A 24,589-nucleotide genomic window follows, 5' to 3' on the forward strand; every position below is an offset into this window, starting at 1 on the left:
CTCGTGGCCAACTGCGCAGGTCAAAGCGAACGTTGCTATGCCGTGATAGCCCGCTTCTATCAGCCGTGGCCGTCGAGGACCGCGTCCAGGCGGCTGTTGAGGGCGTCCCTCAGGCCCGCTTCCCTGGCGACCTGCACCAGCGCCCGGGCGAGCACGGACGGGGGTTCGCTGCGGGCGACGACGAGTCCGACCCGGGGGCCGTGGGCCGGGCCCTCCAGGGGGACCACGCGCATGCCCTCCGGTACGCCGAACATGTGCAGCCAGGCGTGGGAGATCACGCTGGACCAGCGGCCGCCGGGGAGGTGGGCGTAGAGCCCGGCCACGCTGCCGGACTCGACGGCCGGGACGGGGGCGGCGCCGTCGGCGGAGAAGCAGTCGTCGATGATCCGCCGGTTGCGCATCCGCCGTCCCAGCAGGCACAGCGGCAGGGCGGCGGCCTGGGACCAGGTGGCGGTGGCGGCCTCGCCGAGGGGGCCGCCGACCGGGGTGAGCAGGACGTAGCGCTCCTCGTAGAGCGGGAAGCGGCGGACCTGGCGCAGCTCGTCGTCGTCCAGGTAGGTCATGGCCGCGTCCAGCTCGAACTCGGCGAGGCCGCGCCGGATGTCGGCCGACGACAGGGACTCCAGGGCCACCCGGGCGTGCGGATGCCGGTCGCAGAAGGGGCCGGTGAGGAGGGAGGCGACCGGGACGGCGGTGGGGACGATGCCGAGGCGCAGGGTGCCGGTGAGGCCGCCGTGGAGCGCCGACAGCTCCTGGCGCAGGGCGTCCTCCTCGGCGAGGATGCGGTGCGCCCACGCCAGCACCACCTCGCCCTCGGGGGTCAGCCCCTCGTAGCGGCGGCCCCGGCGCACGATCGGAACCGCCAGTTCGTGTTCGAGCCGCCGTATCGCGGCGGACAGCGAGGGCTGCGAGACATGGCAGGCGGCCGCCGCGCGGGCGAAGTGCCGCTCCCGGGCGAGCGCGACGAGGTATTCGAGCTGACGCAGGAGCATGCGTCCAGGTCTACCGGATCGGCCGCCGGACGGGCGGCGCCCGTTTGACTTCGAGTGCTCTTCAAGTCGTAGCGTCCGTAGCGCCGGACACCGCCCCGAGATGCCAGGGGCCGCGAACAGCGGCTGAATGGATCAGGGGCCGTACCCGTCCGGAGCATGGCACAACTCAGTGGGAAAGGCTGGATTCACATGCAACAGCGCACTCTGGGAGATCTGTCGGTCTCGGCCATCGGCCTCGGCTGCATGGGGATGTCCGCCTTCTACGGCACCACCGACCAGGACGAGGGCGTGCAGACCATCCACCGGGCCCTGGAGCTCGGTATCACCTTCCTCGACACCGCGCAGCTCTACGGTCCGCTGACCAACGAGACCCTGCTCGGCGAGGCGGTCCGGGGGCACCGGGACGAGTACGTGATCGCCACGAAGTTCAACTACCGGATGGACGACGCCGTCCCCGGCGACATGAGCAGCATCGGCCGGCAGGACGGTTCGGCCGAGCACGTCCGCAGCTCGATCCACGGTTCGCTGGAGCGGCTCGGCACCGACTACATCGACCTCTACTACCAGCACCGCGTCGACCCGAACGTGCCGATCGAGGAGACCGTCGGCGCCATGGCCGAGCTGGTCGCCGAGGGCAAGGTGCGGCACATCGGGCTGAGCGAGGCGAGCCCCGAGACGATCCGGCGGGCCCACGCGGTCCACCCGATCACCGCCGTGCAGACCGAGTACTCGCTGTGGTCGCGCGACCCGGAGGACGGGGTGCTCCCGACCTGCCGGGAGCTGGGCATCGGCTTCGTCCCGTACTCGCCGCTGGGCCGCGGCTTCCTGGCCGGCCGGTTCTCCTCCCCCGACGACCTCGACGCGAACGACTGGCGCCGCACCGGCCCCCGGTTCACCGGCGACAACCTGGACGCCAACCTGCGGCTCGCCGCGAAGGTGAAGGAGATCGCCGCCGAGAAGGGCGTGACCCCGGCGCAGCTGGCCCTCGCCTGGGTGCTGGCCCAGGGCGACGGCATCGTCCCGATCCCGGGCACCAAGCGGCGCAGCTACCTGGAGCAGAACGCGGGCGCCGTCGACGTCGAGCTGACCAAGGACGACCTGGCCCGGATCGACGCCGAGGTGCCGAGGGCGGCCGGTGAGCGCTACGACGCGTCCGGGATGCGCAGCGTGAACCTCTAGGGTGGCCGGGCGGCCGGGGGTGGCGCACGCTTATTGCCATGGGGACCTGGGAGCGGTGTGCGGCGGGCCTGCGGAAGTCGTGGCAGTCCTCCCACGCACTGCTGCTGCTCCCGATCCTGCTCATCGTGGTGATCACCGTGGCGGACCTCCGGACACCCGAGGACGTCCATCTGGGCCCCGCCCTGGTCATCGCCCCGGCCCTCACGCCGTCCTTCGCCGGCCCCCGGGCGACCGCCCTGGTCGGGGCGCTGGCGGTGGCCGCCCAGGTGCTGATCGCGGTGTTCCACGGCGGACTGACCACCGCCAACCACATCGTGCAGATCGTCACCCTGGCGGTGCTCTCGGTGATGGTGGTGGTCTACAGCGCGGTCCGCGAGCGGCGCCACGCCCAGCTCGCCCAGATCCGCACGGTCGCCGAGGCCGCGCAGCACGTGCTGATGTGGCCGCTGCCCGAGCAGATCGGCCCGCTGCGGATCGCCTCGCTGTACCTGGCGGCGGAGGACGAGGCGCAGATCGGCGGTGACCTGTACGCGGCCACCCGCTGCGACGACGAGGTCCGGGTCCTGATCGGCGACGTCCGGGGCAAGGGGCTGTCCGCGATCGGCGAGGCGGCGCTGCTGCTCGGCGCCTTCCGGGAGTCCGCCCACCGGCATGTCACGCTGCCGGATCTCGCCGCCGCCCTGGACCAGAGCGTGCAGCGCTACGCGGCTGACCTGGAGCCCCCGGAGGAGGCGGGCGAGCGGTTCGCCACCGCGCTGTTGATCGAGATCCCCGACGAGGACCCGGTGACCCGGATGACCAGCAGCGGCCACCCGCCGCCCCTGCTGCTGAGCCCGGGGCACGCGGTCACCGTGCCGAGCCTGCATCCGTCGCCGCCGCTGGGCGTGCCCGACGCCGTCGGCACCGAGCGCACCCTGGACGTGTTCTCCTTCGAGCCCGGCGACACCCTGCTGCTGTACACCGACGGGGTCGTCGAGGCACGGGACGCGCAGGGCCGGTTCTACCCGCTCGTCGAACGGGTCGCGCAGTGGACCGACGCCGCTCCCGAGGCCCTGATGCACCACATCCGGCGCGATCTGCTGGCCCACGGGGGCGGCCACCTCGGCGACGACGCCGCCCTGATCGCCCTCCACCGCACCCCCACCGTGCACCGCCGCGACCACCACCACGGCATCCTCGGCCACGGCTCGGCGCGGGCCTGACAGACCCAGCGCCTCAGAACGCCTCGGTCTGGGACTCCAGGTACGTCGTCAGGAAGGCCAGCTTGGCGTCGCTGTCGGCGACCGGGAGGGTTCCGAAGCCGGCGCCGAGTTCCATGGTCCGGGGGGTGTCGGTGGCGAGGGCGGGCCAGGTGGTCAGGGAGGTGCCGTTCGGGTCGCCGGTGGCGGCGAAGCGGGCCACGTAGGAGGCGGTGGTGTCGGCGATGTCGTAGTCCTGGGAGGTCCAGGGGCGGTCGGTGTTGTAGAGGAAGCCGAGCAGGTAGTAGACGTCGGACCCCTGGAAGGCGCCGGTCGCGGCGGTGCCGATGGCCGGGTTGGTGTCGTCGTGGCCGGGCGGGACGCGGGTCCAGAAGTAGGTGTGCACGGGGCCGGAGTTGCCGGCCGTGTCCTTGAACTGGCCGGCCCACAGGAAGGCGGAGACGCGTTCCTCGTCCCGGGCGTAGGCGCTGAACTGCTGGGCGGCCGTGGTGTCGCTGTCCGCCGGGTACAGCTCCAGGAAGGTGTCGGTCAGCCCCAGCGGGCCGAACTCGGAGTCCGCGTACGCCGTGAACGCGGCGAGCGTCGGCTTCAGGTCGGGCAGGGCGCCGCGCGCGTCCTTGCAGACGCCGGTGACGACGGGTACATCGGTCTCGGCGCGGGCCGCGAGGACGGCGGTGTAGGTGTCGGGCAGGACGTATCCGTCGAGGACGTGGCCGAAGTCGGCGGAGGTGTCGGTGGTGGCCCGGGTGACGAGGTCGTCGGCGTCCAGCGCGCGCAGCCCGGCCAGGCCGTCCGCCCCCAGCCGAACGGCGAGGGCGGTGCCGTCGGCCTCCGCGTCGGCGAGGGTCCGGTAGTGGCCGGGGCTCCGGGCCAGCGCCGGGTCCTTGGTGTACTGGACGCCGGAGGAGAGCAGGGCGCGATGGTAGAGGCCCCGGGCACGCCGGGACGCGAGGAGGATGTTGACGAAGGAGGCGCCCTGCGCCCAGCCGGCCAGGGTGACCCGGTCCGGGTCGCCGCCGAACGCGCCGATGTTCCGCCGGACCCACTCCAGGGCGGCCACGACGTCCAGGATCCCCCAGTTGCCGGAGCCGCCGTACGCGGACTCGGCGGTCAGGTCGGGGTGCGCGAGGCCGCCCAGCGGGCCGACGCGGTGGTTGAGGGTCACCACGACCACGCCCTTGGCGGCGAGCAGGGACCCGTTGTAGATCTCCTGCCCCGACCACAGGGCCTGCGCGCCGCCGTACAGCCAGACGAGGACCGGGCGGCTGTCCGCCGAACCGCTCGCCGCCGTCCAGATGTCGAGGTTCAGGCAGTCCTCGCTCAGCTCCGGCACCTGGTCGCTCGGGATGCCCGTGACCGGCTGGGGGCAGGCCGGGCCGAAGGAGTCGGCGGCGCGGACCCCGTCCCAGGAGGGGGCGGGCTGCGGCGGGCGCCAGCGGTTGGCTCCGGCGGTGGAGGCGGCGTACGGGACGCCCTTGTAGACGGTGACGCCCTTCAGGCCGCCCTGGACCCCGGTGACCTGGCCGGACTCGATGGTGACCGGGTCGGTGGCCGCCGTGCTCCGGGCCGCCTGGGCCGGGGTGGACAGCGTGCCGAGCAGTCCGGCCGCGGCGGCGGCGCCGAGGAAGCCGCGCCGGTTCAGCGCGGCGGAGGGCAGGTCTGTGTCGCTCACGGGCTTCCCTTTCGGGCGGTGGGGGGACCGAACCGACGAGTAGCCTGACCTCGGACGGACCGGACGGCAAGCGCATCCGGGGGACTCACAGCAGGTCAACAGCATGTGACAGCAAGGAAGTTGGGCACGCTGTTCAGTTGCCTTTAGGTCAAAGTTAAGTCGTAAGGGTGGTCGCCGGCAGGAGCTGACTGCCAGACTCCGCATCGCCTTTCACCGACAGGGAGTCGACATGCCCGACCTGCAACCCCCCACGCGCAGACGCCCGTTCCGCAAGGCCCTCGCCGCCGCCCTCGGCGCGCTCGCCCTGGTCGTCGCCGTGCCCGCCACCGCGCACGCGGACGTCCTGACGCTGCTGCCGCAGAACGCCGACGGACTGGAGCAGACGTTCTCGCCGGCCTACGACTACGACGGCGACGGCTGCTACGCCACCGCCGCGATCGGCGCCGACGGCACCCTCAACCCCGGCCTCTCGCTGGGCGGTGACGTCAACGGTCACTGCCACGACTACGCGCAGCTCGCCAACGCCAACACCTACTCGCGCGAGAAGTGCAACAACGGCTGGTGCGCGGTGATGTACGCCAGCTACTTCGAGAAGGACCAGGCGACGTACGGGCCGCTGGCCATCGGGCACCGGCACGACTGGGAACACGTCATCGTGTGGATCCAGAACAACCAGGTGCAGTACGTCTCGGTGTCCCAGCACAGCAGCTACCAGGTGGCGGCCGCCTCGGCGATCCGGTTCGACGGCACCCACCCGAAGATCGTGTACCACAAGGACGGCCTGTCCACCCACGACTTCCGGTTCGCCAACACCAACGACGACCCGCCGGAGAACGTGACCGGCGGCTGGTTCTTCCCGCGCCTGGTGGGCTGGGACGGCTACCCGGCGGGCTACCGCGACAAGCTGATGAACGCGGACTTCGGCGACGCCACCATCAAGATCAAGGACGGCTCGTTCAACGCCAACCTGTCGTACTCCATGCCGTCCGGGATCTCCTTCGACCCGAACGCCTGAGCAGGACAGGGGCGTCGTGGCCGAGCGGCGCCCGTGGGACGACCGTGCCGGGGCCGGGAAGGTGAGCCGGGCCCCGGCACGGAGTGGTGGGTCACGGCTTACGGGCGACCGCTCCGTACATCGCGATGTCCTCGTCGCGGATGCCCTGTTCGCCGGTGCCGTCCGGGTGCCACTTGTGGACCTGGACGATGCCCGGCTCGACCAGCTCCAGGCCGTCGAAGAACTCGTGGGCCTCGTCGATGGTGCGCAGTCGCATCGGCATGTTGCGGGCCGCGTACTCGCGGGCGACCCGGCCCACCTCCTCGGGCGCGAACTCGGCGGTGCCGATGGACATCGCCAGGTAGCTGCCCGAGGGCAGCGGTTCGAGCAGGCGCCGTACGACGCCCACCGCGTCGTCCGCGTCGAGCATGAAGTGGACGATGGCGATCACCGTGAGCGCCACCGGCTGGTCGAGGTCGAGGGTCTCGCGCAGTTCGGGGGCCTCGAAGAGGTCCGCAAGGTCGCGGAAGTCGGCCTCGATGTACGCCGTCCGGCCCTCGGGCGTGCTGGAGAGCAGGCCCTGGGACAGGGTGAGGACGATGGGGTCGTTGTCCACGTAGACGACCCGGGAGTCCGGGGAGACCGCCTGGGCTATCTCGTGGAGGTTGGGGGAGGTGGGGATGCCGGTGCCGACGTCCAGGAACTGGCGCATCCCCGCCTCCTCGGCGAGCCAGCGCACGGCGCGGTTCATCCAGTCGCGGTTGGCGCGCATGTGGATCGGGAGCGCGGGCCACTCCCGGGACATGGCGTCACCCGCCTCCTGGTCGGCGGGGTAGTAGTCCTTGCCGCCCAGGATGTAGTCGTAGATCCGCGCGGAGTGCGCGTTCTCGGTGTCGATGCGGTCGGCCGGCCATCCGTTTTCGGGCAACGCCGTGTCTCCCATTCAGGTGAGGGGGATGCGGGGGTGTTCGGGGGGCTGCGGGTGGTGCGTCAGGTGTGGGGGGTTGGTTGAACGATCAGCTATAGCAAGGAAGTTCCGGAAAAGGGGATCACATCAGGAAGTCGGCGTCACCCGCCTTCACTCCGGACAGGAAACTCGTCATCTCACGGGGTGTGAAGACCAGCGCCGGACCGTCGGGGTCGGTCGACTGGCGTACCGCGACCCGGCCGTCGGCGAGCTTCTTCACTTCCACGCAGGCGCCGCCGGCGTCGTCGCTCCACGGCTTGGACCAGCCGCGCGCGCCGAGTTGCCGGGACGGGATGCCGTTGTGTATCGGGTGGTGCACGTCAGAGCTCCTTGCGAATCGCACCGAGGAGGGCCTCGGTCTTTCTGGCGGGCGCAGCCTGGGCGCCCAACCGGTCCAGGGCCTCGCGATAGACCACGACGTCGTCGCTCTTGTCCAGGTAGACGGCGCCCACCAGGCCGTTGAGATAGACGATGTCGGGCAGTTCCGGGGCCTTGAACCGGAAGAGGTGGTACGCACCCGCGCGCATCGCGGGGTGCGGGCCATTGGCGAACGGCATGATCTGCAAGGTGACGTTGGGCAGCCGGTTGACCTCGATCAGATGGTCGATCTGGGCGCGCATCACCCCGGAGCCGCCGACCGGCCAGCGCAGCACCGTCTCGTCCATCACGACCCACAGCCGCGGCGGCGCCTGGCGGGTGATCAGCTCCTGGCGGCGCATGCGCAGCGCCACCATCCGCTCGGTGGCCTCGCTCGGCGCGTGCGGGTTGCCGGCGCCGAGCAGCGCCCCGGCGTACTCCCGGGTCTGCAACAGGCCGTGCACGAACTGGTTCTCGTAGGCGCGGATCTGCAACGCCGCCTGTTCCAGGCTCAGATACGCGGCGAACCAGTCCGGCATCACATCACGGTAGGTGTGCCACCAGCCGCGCTTGTTGGCCTCGCGGACGGACTGCAGAAAGGTGTCGACCTCCTGGCGGTCCGTCACCCCGTAGGTCTGCAGCAGCTTCTCGGCGTCCGCGAGGCGCAGCCGGGCCACCTTGGCGGCCTCCATGCGGCGGATCGTGGAGTGGCTGACGCCGATCGCCACGCCGGCCTGCTCATAGGTCAGGCCGGCCCGGGTGCGCATCTCCTCCAGCTGCCGGCCGAGGATCATGCGCAGGACGGAAGGGGCACCGCCCCAGTCGGTCTCCGAGGTCACGCCCTACCCCCTCGCACCAGGTTTCAGGGTCACCGACTCGCGCGCTCGCGACCGGCTGACGGACTCATTCGATCACTTCCTGTCGGGGAGCAGCATGCACTTCGCTTCTTGCAATTTTCAACTTGCCGGTTGCGAGACGATGTTGGCAGATGTCAGAGTGGGCTTACTGCTCCGGTCGACCAAGGAGCGGGCGAAGCAGTCCAGTTGGGGGAAACTGAGCTGCGGTCCGGCGCCGTCCAGGCTCGGGTCGTCGTCTGCCCCCGAGCGGACCGGGGCGCTGCGACCGCTCAGCCCCCCACGCTGCGAAGCCGGACGAAAGGCGCACGGCGATGGCCCCGCCCTCTCTCCCCCAGCCGCTCGACCGACTGCCCGAGGACCACATACCCGGCCTGCCCCGACCGGCCCTGATGGCCGCCGCCGAGGGCCCGCACCACCCGTCGGACGTGACGGACACTCCCAGACCACCCGGAGGCGAACGCCTCGGTCGACTCCCTGGGCCGCAAGGCCTCGACCGGTTCGCCTCCGGGACCCGGCCCCCTGCCCTCAGCCGCGTGTTCGACCTGGCCCCGACGCCCCGGGCGGTGGGCAACGCCCGCCGGAGCGTGGGCGAGCTGCTGGGCTCCTGGGGCGTGTGCGAGGAGGCCTGCGACAACGCGGTGCTGGTGACCTCCGAACTGGTCACCAACGCGATCGTCCACTCGGCCGGCCGACGGATCGTGTGCCGGGTGCGGGCCACCGCCGACCGGGTCCGCATCGAGGTCGAGGACCAGAACGGGGGCTTCACGCTCCCGGCGCCCCGGCAGGCCAGACCCGACGAGCAGAACGGGCGCGGGCTGTTCCTGGTCGACGCGCTCAGCCTCGACTGGGGCGTCACGGCCGCCCCGGAGGGACCCTCCGCACGCGTCGTCTGGGCCGAGCTGTCGACGGCACCGGACGCACCTGTCACCACCCCCCACATCCCAGGAGGCCCGCCGCCCCATGGACCGTCCCCCCACCCCTGACCTCGCCGCCGACCCGTCCTGGACCCGCACCCGCCCGAAGCCGGGACCGGAGCAACCCCACAGCGCTCCGGCCGTCTGATCCCGGGCTCCGCTCCCTTCGGCCCTCGGCTCCCCTGCCGAGGGCCCGGTCGCGGGACGGGCCGGCACCCACCGGCGGCGGCAGGAGATGCGGGCCCCGGCACCGCACCCCATGATCGGGGAGGGAACGGTCTGCGGCGGAAGGCGGCAGCCCCATGACTCCGACGGTCGACGAGGCCATCGCCCGCGTGATCCGGGCCGGCGCGTGGGTGCTCGTGGACACCGTTGCGCTGGACTTCGCCTGTCACCACCCCCAGGCCCTCGGCCACGCCGACGGCACCTTCTTCCTGAGCAGCACGGAGATCCTGGAACCGGCCGGGGCCCGTGCGGGCCCGCACGGGCCGTCGTACACCCCGGGACGGGGCCGCGGGCACCTCTTCGAGATGAGCGCGCGGGGACGCCTGCTGCGGCACTGGGAGCTCGGCGAGGACACGGTCCACCACGCCGGCGGACTCACCCACGACGGTCAGTTCGTCTGGGTCGCGGTGGCCGAGGACCGGCCCGACTCGCGGTCCGTCGTGTACCGCCTGGACCCGGTGACCGGCGAGGCCGAGGAGATGTTCCGGTACCCCGACCACCTCGGCGGCATCGCCCGCGACCCCGAGACCGGTCTGCTGCACACCGTCGCCTGGGGCGGCCGGCGCGCCGTGGTGCTGACCACGGACGGCGAACCCGTCAGCCGGACCCCCGCGCCGGGCCGCCACCTCGGCCTCCGCAGCTGCCCGGCCGTCACCGTCCGCTCCCCCGCCGGGCTCTCGGTCACCGTCAGGGCCACGGACTTCGAGGTCGCCGGCACCGACCGGCTGCGGCTGTACGCGCTGCCCGACGGCTCCCCGGCGCCGGGCGGCACACGCCTGCTGGTCCTGGAGGCCGCGTCACGGGTCTGACACCCGCGGGCCGGAGGGCGGGGGGCGCCGCTAGTCGGCGGTGGTGAAGGCGAGTACGGCGTTCTGCCCGCCGAACCCGAAGGAGTTGCTGACGGCGGCGCGCATCCGATGGGCGCGCGGCACCTTGGTGACGACGTCGAGGTCCATCGCCGGGTCGAGCACGTCGAGGTTGGCGGTGGGCGGGACCAGTTGGTGGCGAAGGCTGAGCACGGTGCAGGCGGCCTCGATGGCACCCGCGCCGCCGATGGCGTGCCCGATGGCGCCCTTCACGGCGGTGACCGGGGGCACCCGGGCGAAGACCTGGTGCAGCGCGTTGTGCTCGGCCGCGTCCCCCTGCGGGGTGGAGGTGCCGTGGGCGTTGACGTGGTCGACGTCCCCGGGGGCGAGCCCGGCGTCGGCGAGGGCGGCGCGCAGGGCGCGGGCGGCCCCGTCGCCGCCGGGGTGCGGGGCGGTGACGTGGTGCGCGTCGCAGGAGGCGCCGAACCCGGCCAGATACGCCTCGGGCCGGGCGCCCCGGGCCCGGGCGTCCGCGACCCGCTCCAGCACCAGGACACCCGCTCCCTCGCCGAGGACGAACCCGTCCCGGTCCCGGTCGAACGGCCGGGAGGCGCTGTGCGGTGCGCCGCTACGACGGGACAGCGCCCGCAGCTGGGCGAAGCAGGCGGCCGTCATCGGCAGCCGCGCCGACTCGCTGCCCCCGGCCAGCACCAGGTCGCAGCGGCCGGCGAGCAGCCAGTCCCGGCCCAGGCCGATCGCGCTGGTACCGGAGGCGCAGGCGGTGCTGACGACCATGTTGGGGCCGGTGGCACCAAGGTCCAGGGCGATCTCGGCGGCGGCCATGTTGGGCACGCTGCGCGGCAGGGCCAGCGGGGAGACCCGTTCGGGAGTGCCGTTCGCGAGCCGGTCGAACTCGGGCTGCCAGCCCTGCATGGACCCGGTGCCGACGCCCATCACGACCCCGATCCGGGCCCCGTCCCAGCCGTCCGGCGCGAGTCCGGCGGCGGCGACCGCCTCCCGGGCGGCCAGCAGCGCGAACACGGTGAACCGGTCCAGCCTGCGACTCAGCCGACGGCCCAGCAGAGCCGCCGCGTCCAGGTCGGGCACCCGGCAGGAGAAGGCCACCGGCAGCCCGTCCAGCCCCGGGTCGGCGGCGGCCGTGGAGTCGCCCGCGCACAGCCCTTCCCAGGCCGCGCCCCTGCCGATCCCGGCCGGTGTCACCAGTCCCAGACCGGTGACGGCCACCGGGACGCACCGCCCGGCGGCGCCTGTCTTCGCGAGCTGCATGGCCGCTGATTATCCGGGGAGCGGACGGCACCCCCCGACCGCCACACCTCGTTCGGCCCAGACCGGCCGACCGCTTCCACCCGGACGCGCGAACGCCACGGACGCGGTGCGGCGCCGACCACCCTCGGTCCTTCCCCGGAGCGTCTCCCGCCCCGCGCCCCGGGAGGATCCCGTGGCAGCCCGAAGAGTCCGGGCGTGGGCAGGATCCCACGTCGCGGCGCTACGACCGGAACACGAACCCGATCCCGCCGAGCACCCCGGCCGCCCGAGCGCGCACATGAGCCCACCGGACAGCCCGGCGCGCCAGGCGAAGGCACACGATTCCACCGGCAGGCAGCCGACCCCCCTCACTCCGTCGCGTGGGCCAGCAACGCGGTCGCCGCGGTGCGCAGTTGTGCGGCCGCGGCGGTGCAGGCGGCGGCCTGCCGTTCCAGGGTGGCATCGCTCCACTCCGGTGCCTCGGCGCGGCCGGCCAGCGTCGCGGCGGCCCCCCGGAGCCGCTCCGCGTAACCCTCCATGCGGTCCGCGTCGACCCTCAGGTCGTCGACGTGGGCGAGGAGTTCGGGCGCCGCGGTGGCGGGACGGGATTCGGTCGCCATGGGGGTTCACCTGCACTTGGGGGAGGCTCAGCGCGGCAGCACCGCGCCCGCGCTTCGGTGGGCCATGAACCGTGGGCTGGACAGCACGAACCCGGGCCGCACGGTGTCGAGTTCGAGGATCTGGAGGTGGCGGGCCAACGGCCCGCGGGCGCCGTCGAGCCGCAGCCGCACCCGGGGGCGGGCATGAACGCGGGGTTTCCCGTGGGTACGGACGAGGGTGCGTACGGCGCTGTCGCCCCGCCGCCCGTACAGCACCCAGTCCGGCTCCGGACAGCGCACGCCGGGGCCCGGGTCCCCCGTGACGCCGAGGCCCAGTTCCGGGGCCTCGGCGCGGAGTCGGCGCCGCTCCAGGTCGATCTCGGCGGATCCGAGTTCGGCCGGCTGGGCCCAGACCTCGTCGGCCACCGTCCGCGCCTCCTCGGTGCCGACCACGAGCGCGACGACGTACCGCCCGGTGCGGCGCAGGTCGGCCCGGCGCAGCAGGTCCGCGGCGGCGTCGTACGGGTGCGGCCGCCACAGGTCGTCGACGAGGACGGACAAGCCGAGTTCGGTGTAGGGGCCGATGGTGGTGCAGCGGTGTTCGTAGAGGGAGAGCACGGCGAGGGCGCGGCGGCCGAGCCGGGTGGGGGCCATCCAGGTGACGTCGGGCAGCAGGCTGCGGGCCACGTCGGCGTCGACCGGGAAGCACAGGTGGGCCGCCGAGGAGTCGTAGTAGCGGACCGGCATGTCCACCGGGCCCGCGGAGGTCGCGAGGCTGGTGGTGGGGACGGTCAGGAAGGGGTGGCCCTCGGGTGGCCGGGCGCGGTCGCCGAGCCGGTAGGCACGGGTGCGTTCGACCGGGCCGCGGTAGGGGGTGAGGGCCCGGTCGACGTCCCGGGTGGCGTGCGGGACGACCGTCTCCAGGTGGTCGATGTAGCCGCGGAGCAGGTGGCAGCGCGGGAACTCGCGGACGGGGCCGGCATAGGCGACCTCGTACCGGTTGGGGTGCGGGCCGAAGGCGGCGCCCGGGTCGCGGCCGTCGAGGACCGGGACGATGTCGTGCCGGTCGGTGATGCCGGCGACCCAGGTGCGCGGGTCGGCGGGCCTCCTGCCGTCGACCGGCGCGCCGACGGCGACCAGGTGGGTGACCCGGTACGCGCGGCAGAACTCGTCGTCCTGCGCGAGGTTCATCAGCGCGATCCCGCCCTCGCCGTGCCCGACCAGCGCGAGGTCGGCGCCGCGCGGGATGCCGTGTTCCCGGATCGCCAGCAGCAGGGAGCGGGTGTACGGCGAGTCCGTCAGGAACAGGTTGCGCCAGGCGTCGGCGACGTCCGGTGCGGAGTCGTCACGGGGGCGGCCGGGGGTCGTGCCGGGCGCCTGGACGACGTACCGGAGCACGCCGTCGGGGCCGCGCACCTCCTGGACGAGGACACGGCCGCCGGTGGAGAGCAGGTCGATGTTGCGCAGGAAGCCGAGGAAGGAGCCCTCGGCGGCGAGGCCCTGGCGCTCCCGGGCGGAGAGTTCGACGGCGTGCGCGGCGCCCCCGCCACCGCCCTTGTCCGGGGCGGGGAGATGCGAGGCACCGATGCCCGTCGGGGGCCCGGCGGCCGGCGCGCGGCCGGCGGCGAGCGCCCAGGCGGTGTCGTCGTCCAGCGGTTGCTCGTCCAACAGGCTGCGGACGGCGAGGAGTTCGGCCAGGATCGGGGTCAGTCCGGAGAGGGCACGGCGGGCGCCCCGGTCCTTGAACAGGGCCCGCAGCGCACGGACGGCCGCCCGGTCGCTGTCGGCGCCGACGGCGCCGATCAGTCGGCGCATGCCCGGGTCGTGCTCGAACTCGGGGTGGTCGAGGAGCACGGCGGCGATCCGCAGCCGCAGCGAGGTGACGGCCACCGTGGCGGCCAGGCTCTCCCGGCCCAGCATCTCCCCCGCGGTGCCGAGCAGATGGCCCGCTCCGTCCGGTGCGACGATCGCCGAGCCGCCGAGGCCCCGCTTGTCGGTGAGCGCCCGCAGCAGCGCCCAGCGGGCCGCGTAGCCGGTGCGGGGGCGGCGGTGCGCGGAACCCGTCAGTGCCGGGGCGAACAGGACGGAACTGGTCCGTGCGGAGACCTCGCGGATGCCCTCGGCGACGTCCACCACCTCACGGGCGCATTCCCGCAGCAGCTCCTTCGTGGGCGGCCCGGAGGCACGGCGACGCGCTGCCATCCGACGCTCCCTCGGATCGACGACATGGCCTGGTCCCATCGTGTGCCCTGGATCCGGCGCGCGCACCTTCGTCCGTCCGGGTGGAGCGTGACCGCCGGTACGGTCGCCGGGGAGGGCGCACGAGGGCGGTTCAACACGATCGTGTGATGGTCGGCGTCTGGGCTTGCGGTGGCCTGGGCCGTTCGGGCTACGGTGATCGTGCGATCTGGGACGCCGGGCATGGCGCCAGCGTGCGGGGCCCCCGCTCCACCGGAGTGATGGTTCGGGGCCTCCCCGTCGCCCTCTGGCCGTGCCCACATGGTCAGGTCGTGAGGGAACCGGCCTCCCGGGATCGGACCACGGACAGGATCCGTGTCGCTGCCCCAGGGCCGAGTACGCCGGGGACCAGTGCGCCCAAGACCGTTCGGGGCGTGCGGTTGAGCGAGCTCACTGAACGCTCGGTTCACAGGAACGGTAGTAGATCTGGTCGAACGAAGTGCTTGAGGGCGCCGGATAGGTAGTCCAGGTTGGCCAGGGTGCCGGCGGGGTATCCGTCGGCACCAAGCACGTCGGAGGCGGTGGCGAACAAGGCCGCCCGCCGCACCACCCGGACCCCCTCGATCTGCGGGGTCGTCGCCCCGGAGACCACGGCCTCGAACATGGCCTGGCAGTGCGGCGAGGGGGTGTGATGGACGATCAGCAAGGTAGGCACACCGGGCACCCTGCCGTGCGGTGCCCGCCGACGGCAAACGGCGGCGGGGCGCACCCGGGCGCGCATGCGTACGTTGGTCGCGGGCGCCCTCGATTACAGTGACCGGCCGGTGGGGCCGAAGGGGGAGGCGCGGGATGGGGACCGCACGGAGAGCGGTGGCGTGGCTCGCGCTGCTGGCGGGGGTGCTGACGGGGTGCGACGTGTCGCCGCGTGCGGCGGACGTCACGGTGTCGGGGCACGGGTCGAGCGGGGCGGCCGAGAGCGCGGGGACGGTCGGCGCCGCCGGTTCGGCCTGTGCGCTGCCGGTCACCTTCGACGTCGCCGTGGGCTGGAAGGCGGAGGCCGTCGACGGGCTGGCCGCCGCCGCTTCGGGCGGCCCGGACGGTGACCTCGCGCAGAGCCTGCCGCGCCAGGGTCCGGTGACCCTCGTCTGCGAGATCGACGCCAAGCCGGCCGGGGCCATCGGCTTCCTGCGGGTGTCGACCGGGAAGCCGGGCAGCGGCGACGCCCGCGCGGTGCTCAAGGCCTTCGTGGCCGCGGAGGAGGACACCGGCCGGGTCCGGTACCGGACCTTCACGGCGGGCGCGCTCGCCGGTGTGCGGGTCGACTACGTCCACACCGGCGAGCTCCTCGGCGAGAGCAAGAAGGAGTCGGCGCTGGCGGTGGTCACGTCCCACGGCCCCGTGGTGCTGCACCTGGGCGGGCTCGACAGTGCGGAGCACGACGAGATGCTCCCCGCGTTCGAGCTCGCCCAGGACACGCTGCGGACCCGGTGAGGTCAGGCCGCACCCCGCTTGGTGCGCCACAGCAGCACGAACCCGCAGGCCAGCAGCAGTCCGCCGAAGGCGGCCGGCCAGAGGTGGGCGCCGGTGTCGGCGAGCCCGCCCTGGACCGCCTGGGGCTGGGTCTGGGGTTCCGTCTGGGGTGCGGTGGAGGAGGTCTCCTGGCCCGCCGGGGCGGCTACGGCACTGCTGGTCGGCGTCTCGGTGTCGGGCCGCTGCGTCGGCCGGCTGATGTCACCGCCGCCGGAGTCGCCCGAGGTGCCCGATCCGCTGCCGGACGACTTCTTGGGCGACGCGCTCGCGTAGACCCTCGGCGGCTCGGTGGTGCCGGGCGCGGTCTCCGTGGCGGGCGTGTCCGCCGGCGGCTCGGACGGCCGGGCACTCTCGCTCGGGTTCCCGGCCGGGCTCTCCGGCTCGCTCGGCGGGGTGACCGGGGTCGCCGTCTCGGCCGGCGGGGTGTCGCCGGACCCGGCGGTCTCGCTCGGGGTGGGCTCGGCGCTCTGCGACGGCGGCTCCTGCTGGTCGGCGCCCGCCCCGCAGGTCCGGCCGGAGTTGATGCAGTCGACCATCTCCCGCATCAGCTTCTCGTCGAAGACGTTGATGAAGTCGCCGTGGTCGGTGACCGGCTTGTGCAACTGCTCGGGGAACGAGTCCACCGCGAACAGCGGGACCGTACGGCCGCCGTCCTGGAGGCTCGGCGCGTCGACGTCGTAGACGATGCGCTGCACCAGCTGCGGGATCGCCTCGAAACCGGCAGGGCAGCTGCCGTCGGGGGCCTCGAACGCCACATGGGTGCGGTGGTTGGCGCTGTCGATGTTCCGGCCGTCCCAGCAGCTCTGGAACTTGAACGTGCGCACCACGTCGCTGCCCGAGGGGCAGAGCGGGTACTTGTCCTTGAGCTGGCGGTCCTCGAAGCCGGTGCAGCTCCAGGAGGCGTTGGCGTTGGTGGGGCCGTTGACGAAGGCCTTGGCGTCGCCGGTGATGATGCGCAGCAGCCGGGGCATCCCGGTGACCTTGGAGGTGGGGTTGCCCTCGAAGGTCAGCGTGACCTCCTTCGCCGTGACGATCTGTCCGGCGTTGCCCTCGGTGCCACCGCCCGGCTTGTCGGCGTCCCGCTCCTGCTTGCCGTTCTGCAGCCGCAGGACCGGCCAGTAGTACGTGGACTTGTCGCCCTGGTCGACACAGCTGGTGTCGGCGTCGGCGAGGTCCTGGTCGCTGGCGAAGGCGTTGTTGGACTGGTTGCCGATGTAGTCGTGGAAGTGGTGGGCGCCGTTGGAGACACCGGGCGCGACGATCACGTTGTCCGAGTTGAACAGGCCGTTCGCGTTGACACCGCAGCTGGAGGCGAAGGTGCCGGTGGAGCCGCCGGACTGCTCGGCCGGGGTCTGCACATTGGGCTGGACGGTGGTGATGTCGGCGTAGTCGGCGGCGACCGGGCCGTTGCCGCCCTGGCCACCCTGTCCGCCGGTGCCCGTGCCGGTCCCGGTACCGGTGCTGCTGCCCTGGCTGGGCGTGGCGCTGTCCTGAGGTGCCGCCGACTGCTCGCCGCCCTGGTTCGAGGAGCGCAGGGTGCAGGCGGCGAGGTCGTCGAGGCCCTGGGGGCGGTCGCCCTCGCGGTCGATGGCGTCGGCGATCCGCCCGAGCGTCTCGGACCGCTTCTCCTTCAGCGGATTCATGATCGTCTGGTCGGCCAGGCCGGGGTTCTGCTCGATCGCGGCAGCGGATTCCTTGAGTTGCTGGTAGGCGGCCGCGATCTGCTGGTCCAGTTCGGCGAGTTCACGGTCGACGTCGGACCGGGCCCCGTCGGGCACCGCCGTCAACTCGCTGCCGACGTCGGGGCAGTAGACCGTGGGCGCGGAGAGCACCTGGCCCTGCCAGGGCTGCTGGTCCGAGCCGCCCTCGGTGGCCGACGCGTAGACGTTCACCGCGACCAGCCCTCCCCCGCCGAGCATCAGCGCGACCGCTGCGAACGTCGCGCGTCGTGCTCCGGTCGGTCGTCTGCGCCTGTTACGTCTCAAGGTCGTACTCACGGTCGTACCCCTGCGTGGTCGTGGGCGGCCGGGCATGGAAATCCCCGGCTTCATACGGACCGCGACACCACCGTGTTCAACGGTCTCAAGAATTCACGGTGACCTCACAGGCAGCACACCCGTGGAGTGACCGGTCGACTACGGAACGCACACGACGGGGCTCCGGATCGTGCCGCGCAATTTTTACGTTTCATGGGAAACTGGTGCGAAAACGGCGGGGAGGTGACCCTGTCATGAGCGAGGCGGAGATCGACTACGCCGCGGTGTTCCAGACACTGCCCGGGATGGTGGCGCTGCTGACCCCCGAGTTGGTGTACGCGGACGCCAACGAGGAGTTCCTGCGCATGGCCGGGCGCAAGCGCGAGGACATGGTCGGCCGGTATCTGTTCGACGTGTTCCCGGACAACCCCAACAACAGCACCGCGACCGGTATGCGCAACCTGGAGACCTCGCTGCTGCGGGTGCTGGCCACCGGCGAGCGGGACACCATGGCCCTGCAGCGGTACGACGTGGAGATCCCCGACCGGCCCGGGCACTGGGAGGAGCGCTACTGGAGCCCGGTGAACGTGCCGGTCCTCGGCCCGGACGGGACGGTCGTCCTGCTGGTGCACCTGGTCGAGGAGGTCACCGAGCTGATCCGGGCGCGCCGGGCCGCCGGCGACGGACGGACCCAGGTCCTGGAGGCCGAGCTGTACCGGCGCGCGGGCGAACTGCAGGAGATCAACGAGCGGCTGCGGCAGGCACACGCGCGGGAGCGCGAGGTGGCGGTCGCCCTGCAGGAGGCGATGCTGCCCGCCCCCCGGCAACTGGAGCACCACCCGGCGGCCGTGCGCTACCGGCCCGCGACCGGGGCGCTGAACGTGTGCGGCGACTGGTACGACCTGGTCGACCTGGTCGGCGGCGACTGCATCGGCGTCTCGGTCGGCGACGTGGTCGGGCACGGGCTCGAAGCGGCCTGCGTCATGGGGCAGTTGCGCAGTGCGCTCAGCGCGGTCTCCCGGGTGGCGGAAGGCCCGGCACAGGCGCTCGGCGTGCTGGGGCGGTACGCGCATGTGATCGACGGCGCCGAGTCGGCCACCGCCGTGACGGCGTTCGTGGACTTCGCCCGTCACACGGTCACCTACAGCAGCGCCGGGCACCCGCCGCCCGCCCTGCTGCACACCGACGGACGGGTGGAACTCCTCGACCGGGCCACCGATCCCCCGCTCGACGCCCGCCCCGATCCGCTGCCGCGCCCGCAGGCCGTCACCGCGTTCGAGGACGGCGCCGCCCTCGTCCTCTATACCGACGGACTGATCGAGCGCCGCCGCGAGGACATCGACACCGGGCTCGCCCGGCTCACCCGATCCCTCGCCGCACACCGCGAGTTGGACCCGGAGGATCTCGCCGACGCCGTCCTGCGGGAGCTGCTGCCACCGGATGGCGCGACCGACGACACCGCCCTGGTCGTCGTACGACTGTGATCAGCGCACGCGCGAAATGCCGTCCCGCACAGCCCCATACCGAACAGTACGACGAACATCACAAATACGTATCGGACATTACGCACGTCAACCTTCACACGAGTGACACAAGTTGGCTAAGTTGACGGCTAAGCCGCTCGGCTCCCCCCGGCGAATCCCGTCGGGCCGTGCGGCCTCCGCCGAGTCCGGTGTGCCCTCGTGGGGCGATCCGGAGCCGGGGACCCAACCGATCACTGGGGTGAATCGGCCAACTGCCCACAGGGCAAGGGCCGTAGGGCATACCTTCCGGATTCGACGCCCGAACCCGACAGCTAACCCGGTAGGCGGAGTACGGAAGGAGCACGACCCCCATGGCGTCCGAGAGCCGTGACGAGGTTCGACAGCGGATCAACAGCCTCTACGACCAGGCCGAGAACGCCACCGGGAACTACAACGCCACCCGTGCGATGAGCGGAGGCTCGCGCTCACGCGGTGTCCCGCTGTTCAAGCGGCCCCGCCGTGACGACCCGGGGCTGGACAACATCGCCCGGGAGTGGTTCGAGGGCGCGCGTTCGAGGCTGGGGCCGAGTGTCCCCGCCGCGCTGCCCTCCGACCGCATACCCGACCGGCCCGGCCCGCGCCGGCCCGTCAGCTCCATGGCCGCCGACCTGCTCGGCCAGCTGGAGGGCTCGGGTCCGTCCCGGCTGGAGCTGACCGCGGGACCGTCGGGGCAGACCGACATCGAGGTCGTCCGCGAGCTGCCGGCCCGCCCGAAGCTGGAGCTGACCGCCGGACCCGCCGCCGCGCTGCCGGCCGGCCCGTCGAGCCCGCCCAAGGCCGTGTCCGCCGCCGCGCCGCAGCGGGCCGCGCCGGGTACCTCCAAGACCAAGAACCAGCTCAAGATCGCCAAGGCCCGTGAGCTACTGTCCCAGCGCACCGGTCAGCGCGCGGTGGCGGCGCTCGAGGCGGCCCCCGCCGCACAGACGCAGACCTCGTGGGGCGTCCCCGAGGCCCAGGCTCCGGCGCAGCAGCAGTGGGCGGCCCCCGCCGTCGGCATCCCGGCCCAGCGCACCGACAGAGGCTCCTTCGGGTCCGGCGCGCCCGCCGGTCCGGGCAGGCTCCCGGCGTCGACCCCGTCGGACACCGGCACCATCCCGGTCGTGTCCCCCTCGGACACCGGCACCTTCCGCATCATGTCCCCCGGCGCCGGCACCCCCCAGCGCAGGAACCCGGCGGGCGCCGGCGCCCGCGGCATGGCCCCCGGCGATGCGGGTGCACCCCAGCCGATGCCCCCGATGGACGCCCCCGCCTCCCGCGTGATGAGCCCGGGCAGCGCCGACGCCACCCAGGTCATGCCCCCCGTGGACACCGGCGCCTCCCGCATCATGAGCCCGGGCAGCGCGGGCATACCCCAGGCGATGCCCTCGATGGACCTCGGCGCCTCCCGCGTGATGAGCCCGGGCAGTGCCGCCGCCACCCAGGTCATGCCTCCGGTGGACATGGGCGCCTCGCGTCTCATGAGCCCGGGCGCGGGCGCGCCCCAGGCCATGCCCCCGATGGACACCAGCGGCTCGTGGGTCATGACCCCGGGCGGCACGGGTGCCTTCCCGGCCGCCGGCCCCATGGACATGGGCGGCGTCCCCGCCCCGGCACCGAGGGACACCGGTTCCTTCCGCATCATGACCCCGGGCGCCACGGGCTCGTTCCCGATGCCGACGTCGCCCGACGCGGGTGCCTTCCCGGCCGCGGGTCCGTCGGACTCGGGCGCCTACCCGGCCGCGGCCCCCGCCGCGCCCATGTCGGCCCCGATGGACGCCGGGGCCTTCCAGGCCATGGCGCCGAACGCGACCGCGGCCTACGCGAGCGCGCCCCCGATCGCGGCTGACCTCGGCTACGCGGTCGCCGCCGACCCCGGCTACCCGGCCGCCGCGTACCCCACGGCGGCCCCCGCCGCTGCCATGGCCGCCATGACGCAGGCCGACCCCGGCACCGGAGCCTACTTCGCGGCACCCGGCGCCGACCTGGGCGGCTACGCCGTCGGTATGCAGCCCCCGGCCGCCGCCTACGCCGCCGCCCCGGCACCGGCCGCACCCGCCGCGCCGATGCCCACGGCGGTGCCGGACCCGCCGTGGGCGACGATGGCGTATGTAACGGCACCGACCGCGCCCGTCATGCCGATGGCCACCGCAGCCCCGGTCGCCACGGCTCCGCTCCCCACCACCCCGCTGCCGACCGCACCCCCCGCCGCCGCGACACCCCTTGCCGCCACCGGCGCCTTCGCCGGTGCCGTCGGCTTCCCCCAGCAGGCCGTCGCGCCGGCCGAGCCGGGCAAGGCCATGAAGGCGCTGGCGTTCGCGCGGGCGCAGATCGGGCGGCCGTGCGTCTGGGGGGCGACCGGCCCGGAGTCGTACGACTGCTCCAGCCTGACCCAGGCGGCCTGGCGCGCCGCCGGGGTGACGCTGCCGCGGAGCGCGGCGGACCAGGCGTTCGCCGGCACCCCGATGACGCTGGCCGCCGTCGAGCCGGGCGACCTCGTCTTCTTCTTCGACAACGACAGCCACGTCGGGATCTACGCGGGTGGCGGCATGATGATCCACGCGCCGAGCCCGGGGGCGTCGATACGCGAGGAGTCGATCTACAACGCCGGGGAGTCGGCGATCCACCGGGTGGTCCGCCCGGCCTGACCCCGTGCCGCCGAGGTCGGACCCAGGCCGCCGACGTCAGACCCTCCGCCGCCGTGAGCGCCAGCTCTCGTGGTGGTCCAGGAGGGTCTCCTCGACCGGCCGGTAGACCAGGCCCAGTTCGCGCACGCTCCGGCTGTTGTCGACGCGGAAGCGGATGCCGAGGTGCTTGGCGATGTAGTCCTGGGTGAGGCCGAAGAGCGGGCCGAGGACCCGTACCGGCCCGTGCGGGAGCGCGGTGCGGGGCAGGCGCGGGTCCCAGGGGTGGCGGGTGCGGATGATCCGGGACATCTCGTGGAACGAGGTCATCGTCTCGTTGGCCACGATGTACCGGCCCCCGGCCGCCGGGTTCTCCGCCGCCGCGATGTGCGCGTCGGCCACGTCGCGGACGTCCGCGGTGGTGAAGCTGAAGTCCGGGGCGCCGTAGCAGAAGTAGCCCTTGAACAGCTCGTCCAGCAGGAACAGGCTGCCGGACTCGGAGGCGGGCGTGAGGGAAGGGCCCAGTATCAGGCCGGGGTTGATCGAGACCATGCGCCAGCGGTCCTGGGCGGCCTCCGCGTCCCAGGCGGCGCGTTCGGCGACCGTCTTGGCGTAGTGGTAGGGGTTGTTCGCCACCGTGCTGCTGGTGTTGAAGTACTTCTCGGTGAGCAGCTGCCCGGTCATCTCGCGCACGTCGGCGTAGTCGCCGAAGATCGCGCCCACGGTGGAGGTGAAGACCAGGGTCTCCACCTCCGGGGTCCGCTCCACGGCGCCGAGCACGTTGCGGGTGCCGAGCAACGCCGGGTCCACCAGGTCCCGTTGGCCGTCCTTGATCCGCTCCGGCATCAGGAACGGCGAGGCCACGTGGAACACGGTCGCGCAGCCGCGGAACGCCTCGTCGAAGGAACCCTCCTCGAGCAGATCGGCCTCGAACAGGGCGAGTCGACCGGGGAAGGCCTCCTGGAGCTCCCACAGGGGCCGGACCTTGGGCGCGTCGGAGGCGCTGCGGACGGTGGCGTGGACCCGGTACCCCCGCTCCAGCAGCCGCCGTACCAGATGGCTGCCGACGAACCCGCTGCCGCCGGTCACCGCGACGGCCGTCTCCCCGCGTGCGTCCACGCCCTCACCCCTCGCCCTCCGGCCACCGCGCCTCGGTGATCCGCAGGGGACAGGTTGGTGCATGCCCGGGGCGGCCGCCAAGAACCTGGAGGGCACCGGTAACGTCCTCGGGGCACAAGCCGGGCTCGACGGGGGGCATAAGATCGGCTTATGAGGTCATAGACCGGACCCGCGTACTAACTTAGGACTGCCTTAGTTTAGGCTTCCCGTTCGAGATCGATTGTCTTCACTCGGTCGATTGTCACCACTCGAAGGGAACCTGATCATGCCGCGCCCCCTGCGGGTAGCCATAGTCGGTGCCGGCCCGGCCGGGATCTACGCCGCCGACGCCCTGCTCAAGTCCGAGGTGGCCGCCGAGCCCGGCGTGTCCATCGACCTCTTCGAGCGGATGCCCGCCCCGTTCGGCCTGATCCGGTACGGCGTCGCCCCCGACCACCCCCGCATCAAGGGCATCATCACGGCCCTGCACCAGGTGCTCGACAAGCCGCAGATCCGCCTCTTCGGCAACGTGGACTACCCGACCGACATCAGCCTCGACGACCTGCGCTCGTTCTACGACGCGGTGATCTTCTCGACCGGCGCGACCGCCGACCGCGAGCTCCGCATACCCGGCATCGAGCTGGACGGCTCCTACGGCGCCGCCGACTTCGTCTCCTGGTACGACGGCCACCCGGACGTGCCGCGCACCTGGCCGCTGAAGGCCGAGAAGGTCGCGGTCCTCGGCGTCGGCAACGTGGCCCTGGACGTGGCCCGCGTCCTCGCCAAGACGGCCGACGAGCTGCTGCCGACGGAGATCCCGCCGAACGTCTACGACGGCCTGAAGGCCAACAAGGCCCTCGAAGTGCACGTCTTCGGCCGTCGCGGCCCGGCGCAGGCGAAGTTCTCCCCGATGGAGCTGCGGGAGCTGGACCACTCCCCCAACATCGAGGTCATCGTCGACCCCGAGGACATCGACTACGACAAGGGCTCGATCGAGACCCGGCGCGGCAACAAGCAGGCCGACATGGTCGCCAAGACCCTGGAGAACTGGGCGATCCGCGATGTCGGCGACCGCCCGCACAAGCTCTTCCTGCACTTCTTCGAGTCGCCGACCGAGATCCTCGGCGAGGACGGCCAGGTCACCGGCCTGCGCACCGAGCGCACCGCCCTGGACGGCACCGGCAACGTGAAGGGCACCGGCGAGTTCAAGGACTGGGACGTCACCGCGGTTTACCGCGCCGTCGGCTACCTCTCCGACAAGCTGCCCAAGCTGCCCTGGGACATCGAGTCGGGCACCGTCCCGGACGAGGGCGGCCGGGTCGTCGAGGAGAGCGGCAACCACCTCCGGTCGACCTATGTCACCGGCTGGATCCGCCGCGGCCCGGTCGGCCTGATCGGCCACACCAAGGGCGACGCCAACGAGACGGTGTCCAACCTGCTGGACGACTACACGAACGGCCGGCTGCAGACCCCGGAGGCGCCCGCGCCGGAGGCCGTGGACGCCTTCCTGGCCGAGCGGAACGTCCGCTTCACCACCTGGGAGGGCTGGTACAAGCTGGACGCCGCCGAGAAGGCGCTGGGCGAGCCGCAGGGCCGTGAGCGCGTGAAGCTCGTCGAGCGCGAGGACATGCTGCGCGAGAGCGGCGCGTGACACGCT

General features: G+C 72.9%; 19 protein-coding genes, 1 pseudogene and 1 riboswitch. Of the genes and pseudogenes, 9 read left to right on the top strand and 11 right to left on the bottom strand.

Annotation, left to right across the window (positions count from 1 at the left end; all coding sequences use genetic code 11):
- Nucleotides 1–59: 59 nt before the first annotated feature.
- Nucleotides 60–992 carry a LysR substrate-binding domain-containing protein gene (locus ACFZDK_RS19815; RefSeq protein WP_390974042.1) on the bottom strand — a complete coding sequence of 311 codons (933 nt, stop codon included), beginning with the start codon at nucleotides 990–992 and terminating at the stop codon, nucleotides 60–62.
- Nucleotides 993–1,181: 189 nt separating this feature from the next.
- Between ACFZDK_RS19815 and ACFZDK_RS19820 the strand changes: the two genes are divergently transcribed.
- Together ACFZDK_RS19820 and ACFZDK_RS19825 are read left to right on the top strand one after the other, a co-directional pair.
- Nucleotides 1,182–2,171 (top strand): aldo/keto reductase, encoded by a 990-nt coding sequence (locus ACFZDK_RS19820; protein ID WP_390974044.1) that lies wholly within the window; start codon nucleotides 1,182–1,184, stop codon nucleotides 2,169–2,171.
- Nucleotides 2,172–2,209: 38 nt separating this feature from the next.
- Entirely contained in the window at nucleotides 2,210–3,373 is a 1,164-nt protein-coding gene (locus tag ACFZDK_RS19825; RefSeq protein ID WP_390974045.1) for a SpoIIE family protein phosphatase, read from the top strand.
- 13 nt (nucleotides 3,374–3,386) lie between these two features.
- Here the strand turns inward: ACFZDK_RS19825 and ACFZDK_RS19830 are convergent, their stop codons facing one another.
- Nucleotides 3,387–5,042 (bottom strand): carboxylesterase family protein, encoded by a 1,656-nt coding sequence (locus ACFZDK_RS19830; RefSeq protein WP_390974047.1) that lies wholly within the window; start codon nucleotides 5,040–5,042, stop codon nucleotides 3,387–3,389.
- 229 nt (nucleotides 5,043–5,271) lie between these two features.
- On the opposite strand from ACFZDK_RS19830, the gene ACFZDK_RS19835 reads away from it, so the two are divergent.
- Nucleotides 5,272–6,057, top strand: coding sequence for an NPP1 family protein (locus tag ACFZDK_RS19835; protein WP_359216310.1), 786 nt, complete (start codon nucleotides 5,272–5,274; stop codon nucleotides 6,055–6,057).
- Nucleotides 6,058–6,148: 91 nt separating this feature from the next.
- On the opposite strand, the gene ACFZDK_RS19840 is transcribed toward ACFZDK_RS19835, so the two are convergent.
- The 3 genes from ACFZDK_RS19840 to ACFZDK_RS19850 form a co-directional block, all read right to left on the bottom strand.
- On the bottom strand, nucleotides 6,149–6,964 hold the full coding sequence (locus ACFZDK_RS19840; protein ID WP_390974049.1) for an SAM-dependent methyltransferase: 816 nt from the start codon (nucleotides 6,962–6,964) through the stop codon (nucleotides 6,149–6,151).
- A 121-nt stretch (nucleotides 6,965–7,085) separates the two neighbouring features.
- Nucleotides 7,086–7,322 (bottom strand): DUF397 domain-containing protein, encoded by a 237-nt coding sequence (locus tag ACFZDK_RS19845; protein WP_174856016.1) that lies wholly within the window; start codon nucleotides 7,320–7,322, stop codon nucleotides 7,086–7,088.
- Between the two features lies 1 nt (nucleotide 7,323).
- On the bottom strand, nucleotides 7,324–8,199 hold the full coding sequence (locus tag ACFZDK_RS19850; RefSeq protein ID WP_390974050.1) for a Scr1 family TA system antitoxin-like transcriptional regulator: 876 nt from the start codon (nucleotides 8,197–8,199) through the stop codon (nucleotides 7,324–7,326).
- 329 nt (nucleotides 8,200–8,528) lie between these two features.
- On the opposite strand from ACFZDK_RS19850, the gene ACFZDK_RS19855 reads away from it, so the two are divergent.
- Entirely contained in the window at nucleotides 8,529–9,200 is a 672-nt protein-coding gene (locus ACFZDK_RS19855; RefSeq protein WP_390974051.1) for an ATP-binding protein, read from the top strand.
- 233 nt (nucleotides 9,201–9,433) lie between these two features.
- Nucleotides 9,434–10,165, top strand: a complete 732-nt coding sequence (locus tag ACFZDK_RS19860; RefSeq protein WP_390974053.1) for a DUF6454 family protein — start codon at nucleotides 9,434–9,436, stop codon at nucleotides 10,163–10,165.
- A gap of 30 nt (nucleotides 10,166–10,195) precedes the next feature.
- Here ACFZDK_RS19860 and ACFZDK_RS19865 read toward each other — a convergent pair whose 3' ends face one another.
- The 4 genes and pseudogenes from ACFZDK_RS19865 to ACFZDK_RS19880 form a co-directional block, all read right to left on the bottom strand.
- Nucleotides 10,196–11,449, bottom strand: coding sequence for a beta-ketoacyl-ACP synthase II (locus tag ACFZDK_RS19865; RefSeq protein ID WP_390974054.1), 1,254 nt, complete (start codon nucleotides 11,447–11,449; stop codon nucleotides 10,196–10,198).
- A gap of 347 nt (nucleotides 11,450–11,796) precedes the next feature.
- Nucleotides 11,797–12,048 (bottom strand): hypothetical protein, encoded by a 252-nt coding sequence (locus tag ACFZDK_RS19870; RefSeq protein ID WP_390974055.1) that lies wholly within the window; start codon nucleotides 12,046–12,048, stop codon nucleotides 11,797–11,799.
- Between the two features lie 27 nt (nucleotides 12,049–12,075).
- Nucleotides 12,076–14,229, bottom strand: a complete 2,154-nt coding sequence (locus tag ACFZDK_RS19875) for an acetoacetate decarboxylase family protein (protein ID WP_390974057.1) — start codon at nucleotides 14,227–14,229, stop codon at nucleotides 12,076–12,078.
- Nucleotides 14,230–14,682: 453 nt separating this feature from the next.
- A pseudogene (locus ACFZDK_RS19880) lies at nucleotides 14,683–14,920 on the bottom strand (flavodoxin family protein); the annotation flags it as partial.
- A 134-nt stretch (nucleotides 14,921–15,054) separates the two neighbouring features.
- Here ACFZDK_RS19880 and ACFZDK_RS19885 point away from each other — a divergent pair.
- Entirely contained in the window at nucleotides 15,055–15,696 is a 642-nt protein-coding gene (locus ACFZDK_RS19885; RefSeq protein ID WP_390974058.1) for a lipoprotein, read from the top strand.
- 2 nt (nucleotides 15,697–15,698) lie between these two features.
- Here the strand turns inward: ACFZDK_RS19885 and ACFZDK_RS19890 are convergent, their stop codons facing one another.
- Nucleotides 15,699–17,654: a DUF1996 domain-containing protein gene (locus tag ACFZDK_RS19890; RefSeq protein WP_390974257.1), complete on the bottom strand. Its 1,956-nt coding sequence runs from the start codon at nucleotides 17,652–17,654 to the stop codon at nucleotides 15,699–15,701.
- A 311-nt stretch (nucleotides 17,655–17,965) separates the two neighbouring features.
- Between ACFZDK_RS19890 and ACFZDK_RS19895 the strand changes: the two genes are divergently transcribed.
- Nucleotides 17,966–19,195 (top strand): SpoIIE family protein phosphatase, encoded by a 1,230-nt coding sequence (locus ACFZDK_RS19895; protein WP_390974060.1) that lies wholly within the window; start codon nucleotides 17,966–17,968, stop codon nucleotides 19,193–19,195.
- Between the two features lie 167 nt (nucleotides 19,196–19,362).
- Nucleotides 19,363–19,537, top strand: a riboswitch (cyclic di-AMP (ydaO/yuaA leader).
- Nucleotides 19,538–19,545: 8 nt separating this feature from the next.
- A complete protein-coding gene (locus ACFZDK_RS19900) occupies nucleotides 19,546–21,858 on the top strand; it encodes an NlpC/P60 family protein (protein ID WP_390974062.1) in 2,313 nt (770 codons plus the stop codon).
- Nucleotides 21,859–21,894: 36 nt separating this feature from the next.
- Here ACFZDK_RS19900 and ACFZDK_RS19905 read toward each other — a convergent pair whose 3' ends face one another.
- Nucleotides 21,895–22,953 carry an NAD-dependent epimerase/dehydratase family protein gene (locus ACFZDK_RS19905; RefSeq protein ID WP_390974063.1) on the bottom strand — a complete coding sequence of 353 codons (1,059 nt, stop codon included), beginning with the start codon at nucleotides 22,951–22,953 and terminating at the stop codon, nucleotides 21,895–21,897.
- A gap of 265 nt (nucleotides 22,954–23,218) precedes the next feature.
- Here ACFZDK_RS19905 and ACFZDK_RS19910 point away from each other — a divergent pair, with 265 nt between their 5' ends.
- Nucleotides 23,219–24,583, top strand: a complete 1,365-nt coding sequence (locus tag ACFZDK_RS19910; protein WP_390974065.1) for an FAD-dependent oxidoreductase — start codon at nucleotides 23,219–23,221, stop codon at nucleotides 24,581–24,583.
- The last annotated feature ends 6 nt before the right edge of the window (nucleotides 24,584–24,589 follow it).

Source organism: Streptomyces sp. NPDC007901, assembly GCF_042959465.1.
GTDB lineage: Bacteria > Actinomycetota > Actinomycetes > Streptomycetales > Streptomycetaceae > Streptomyces.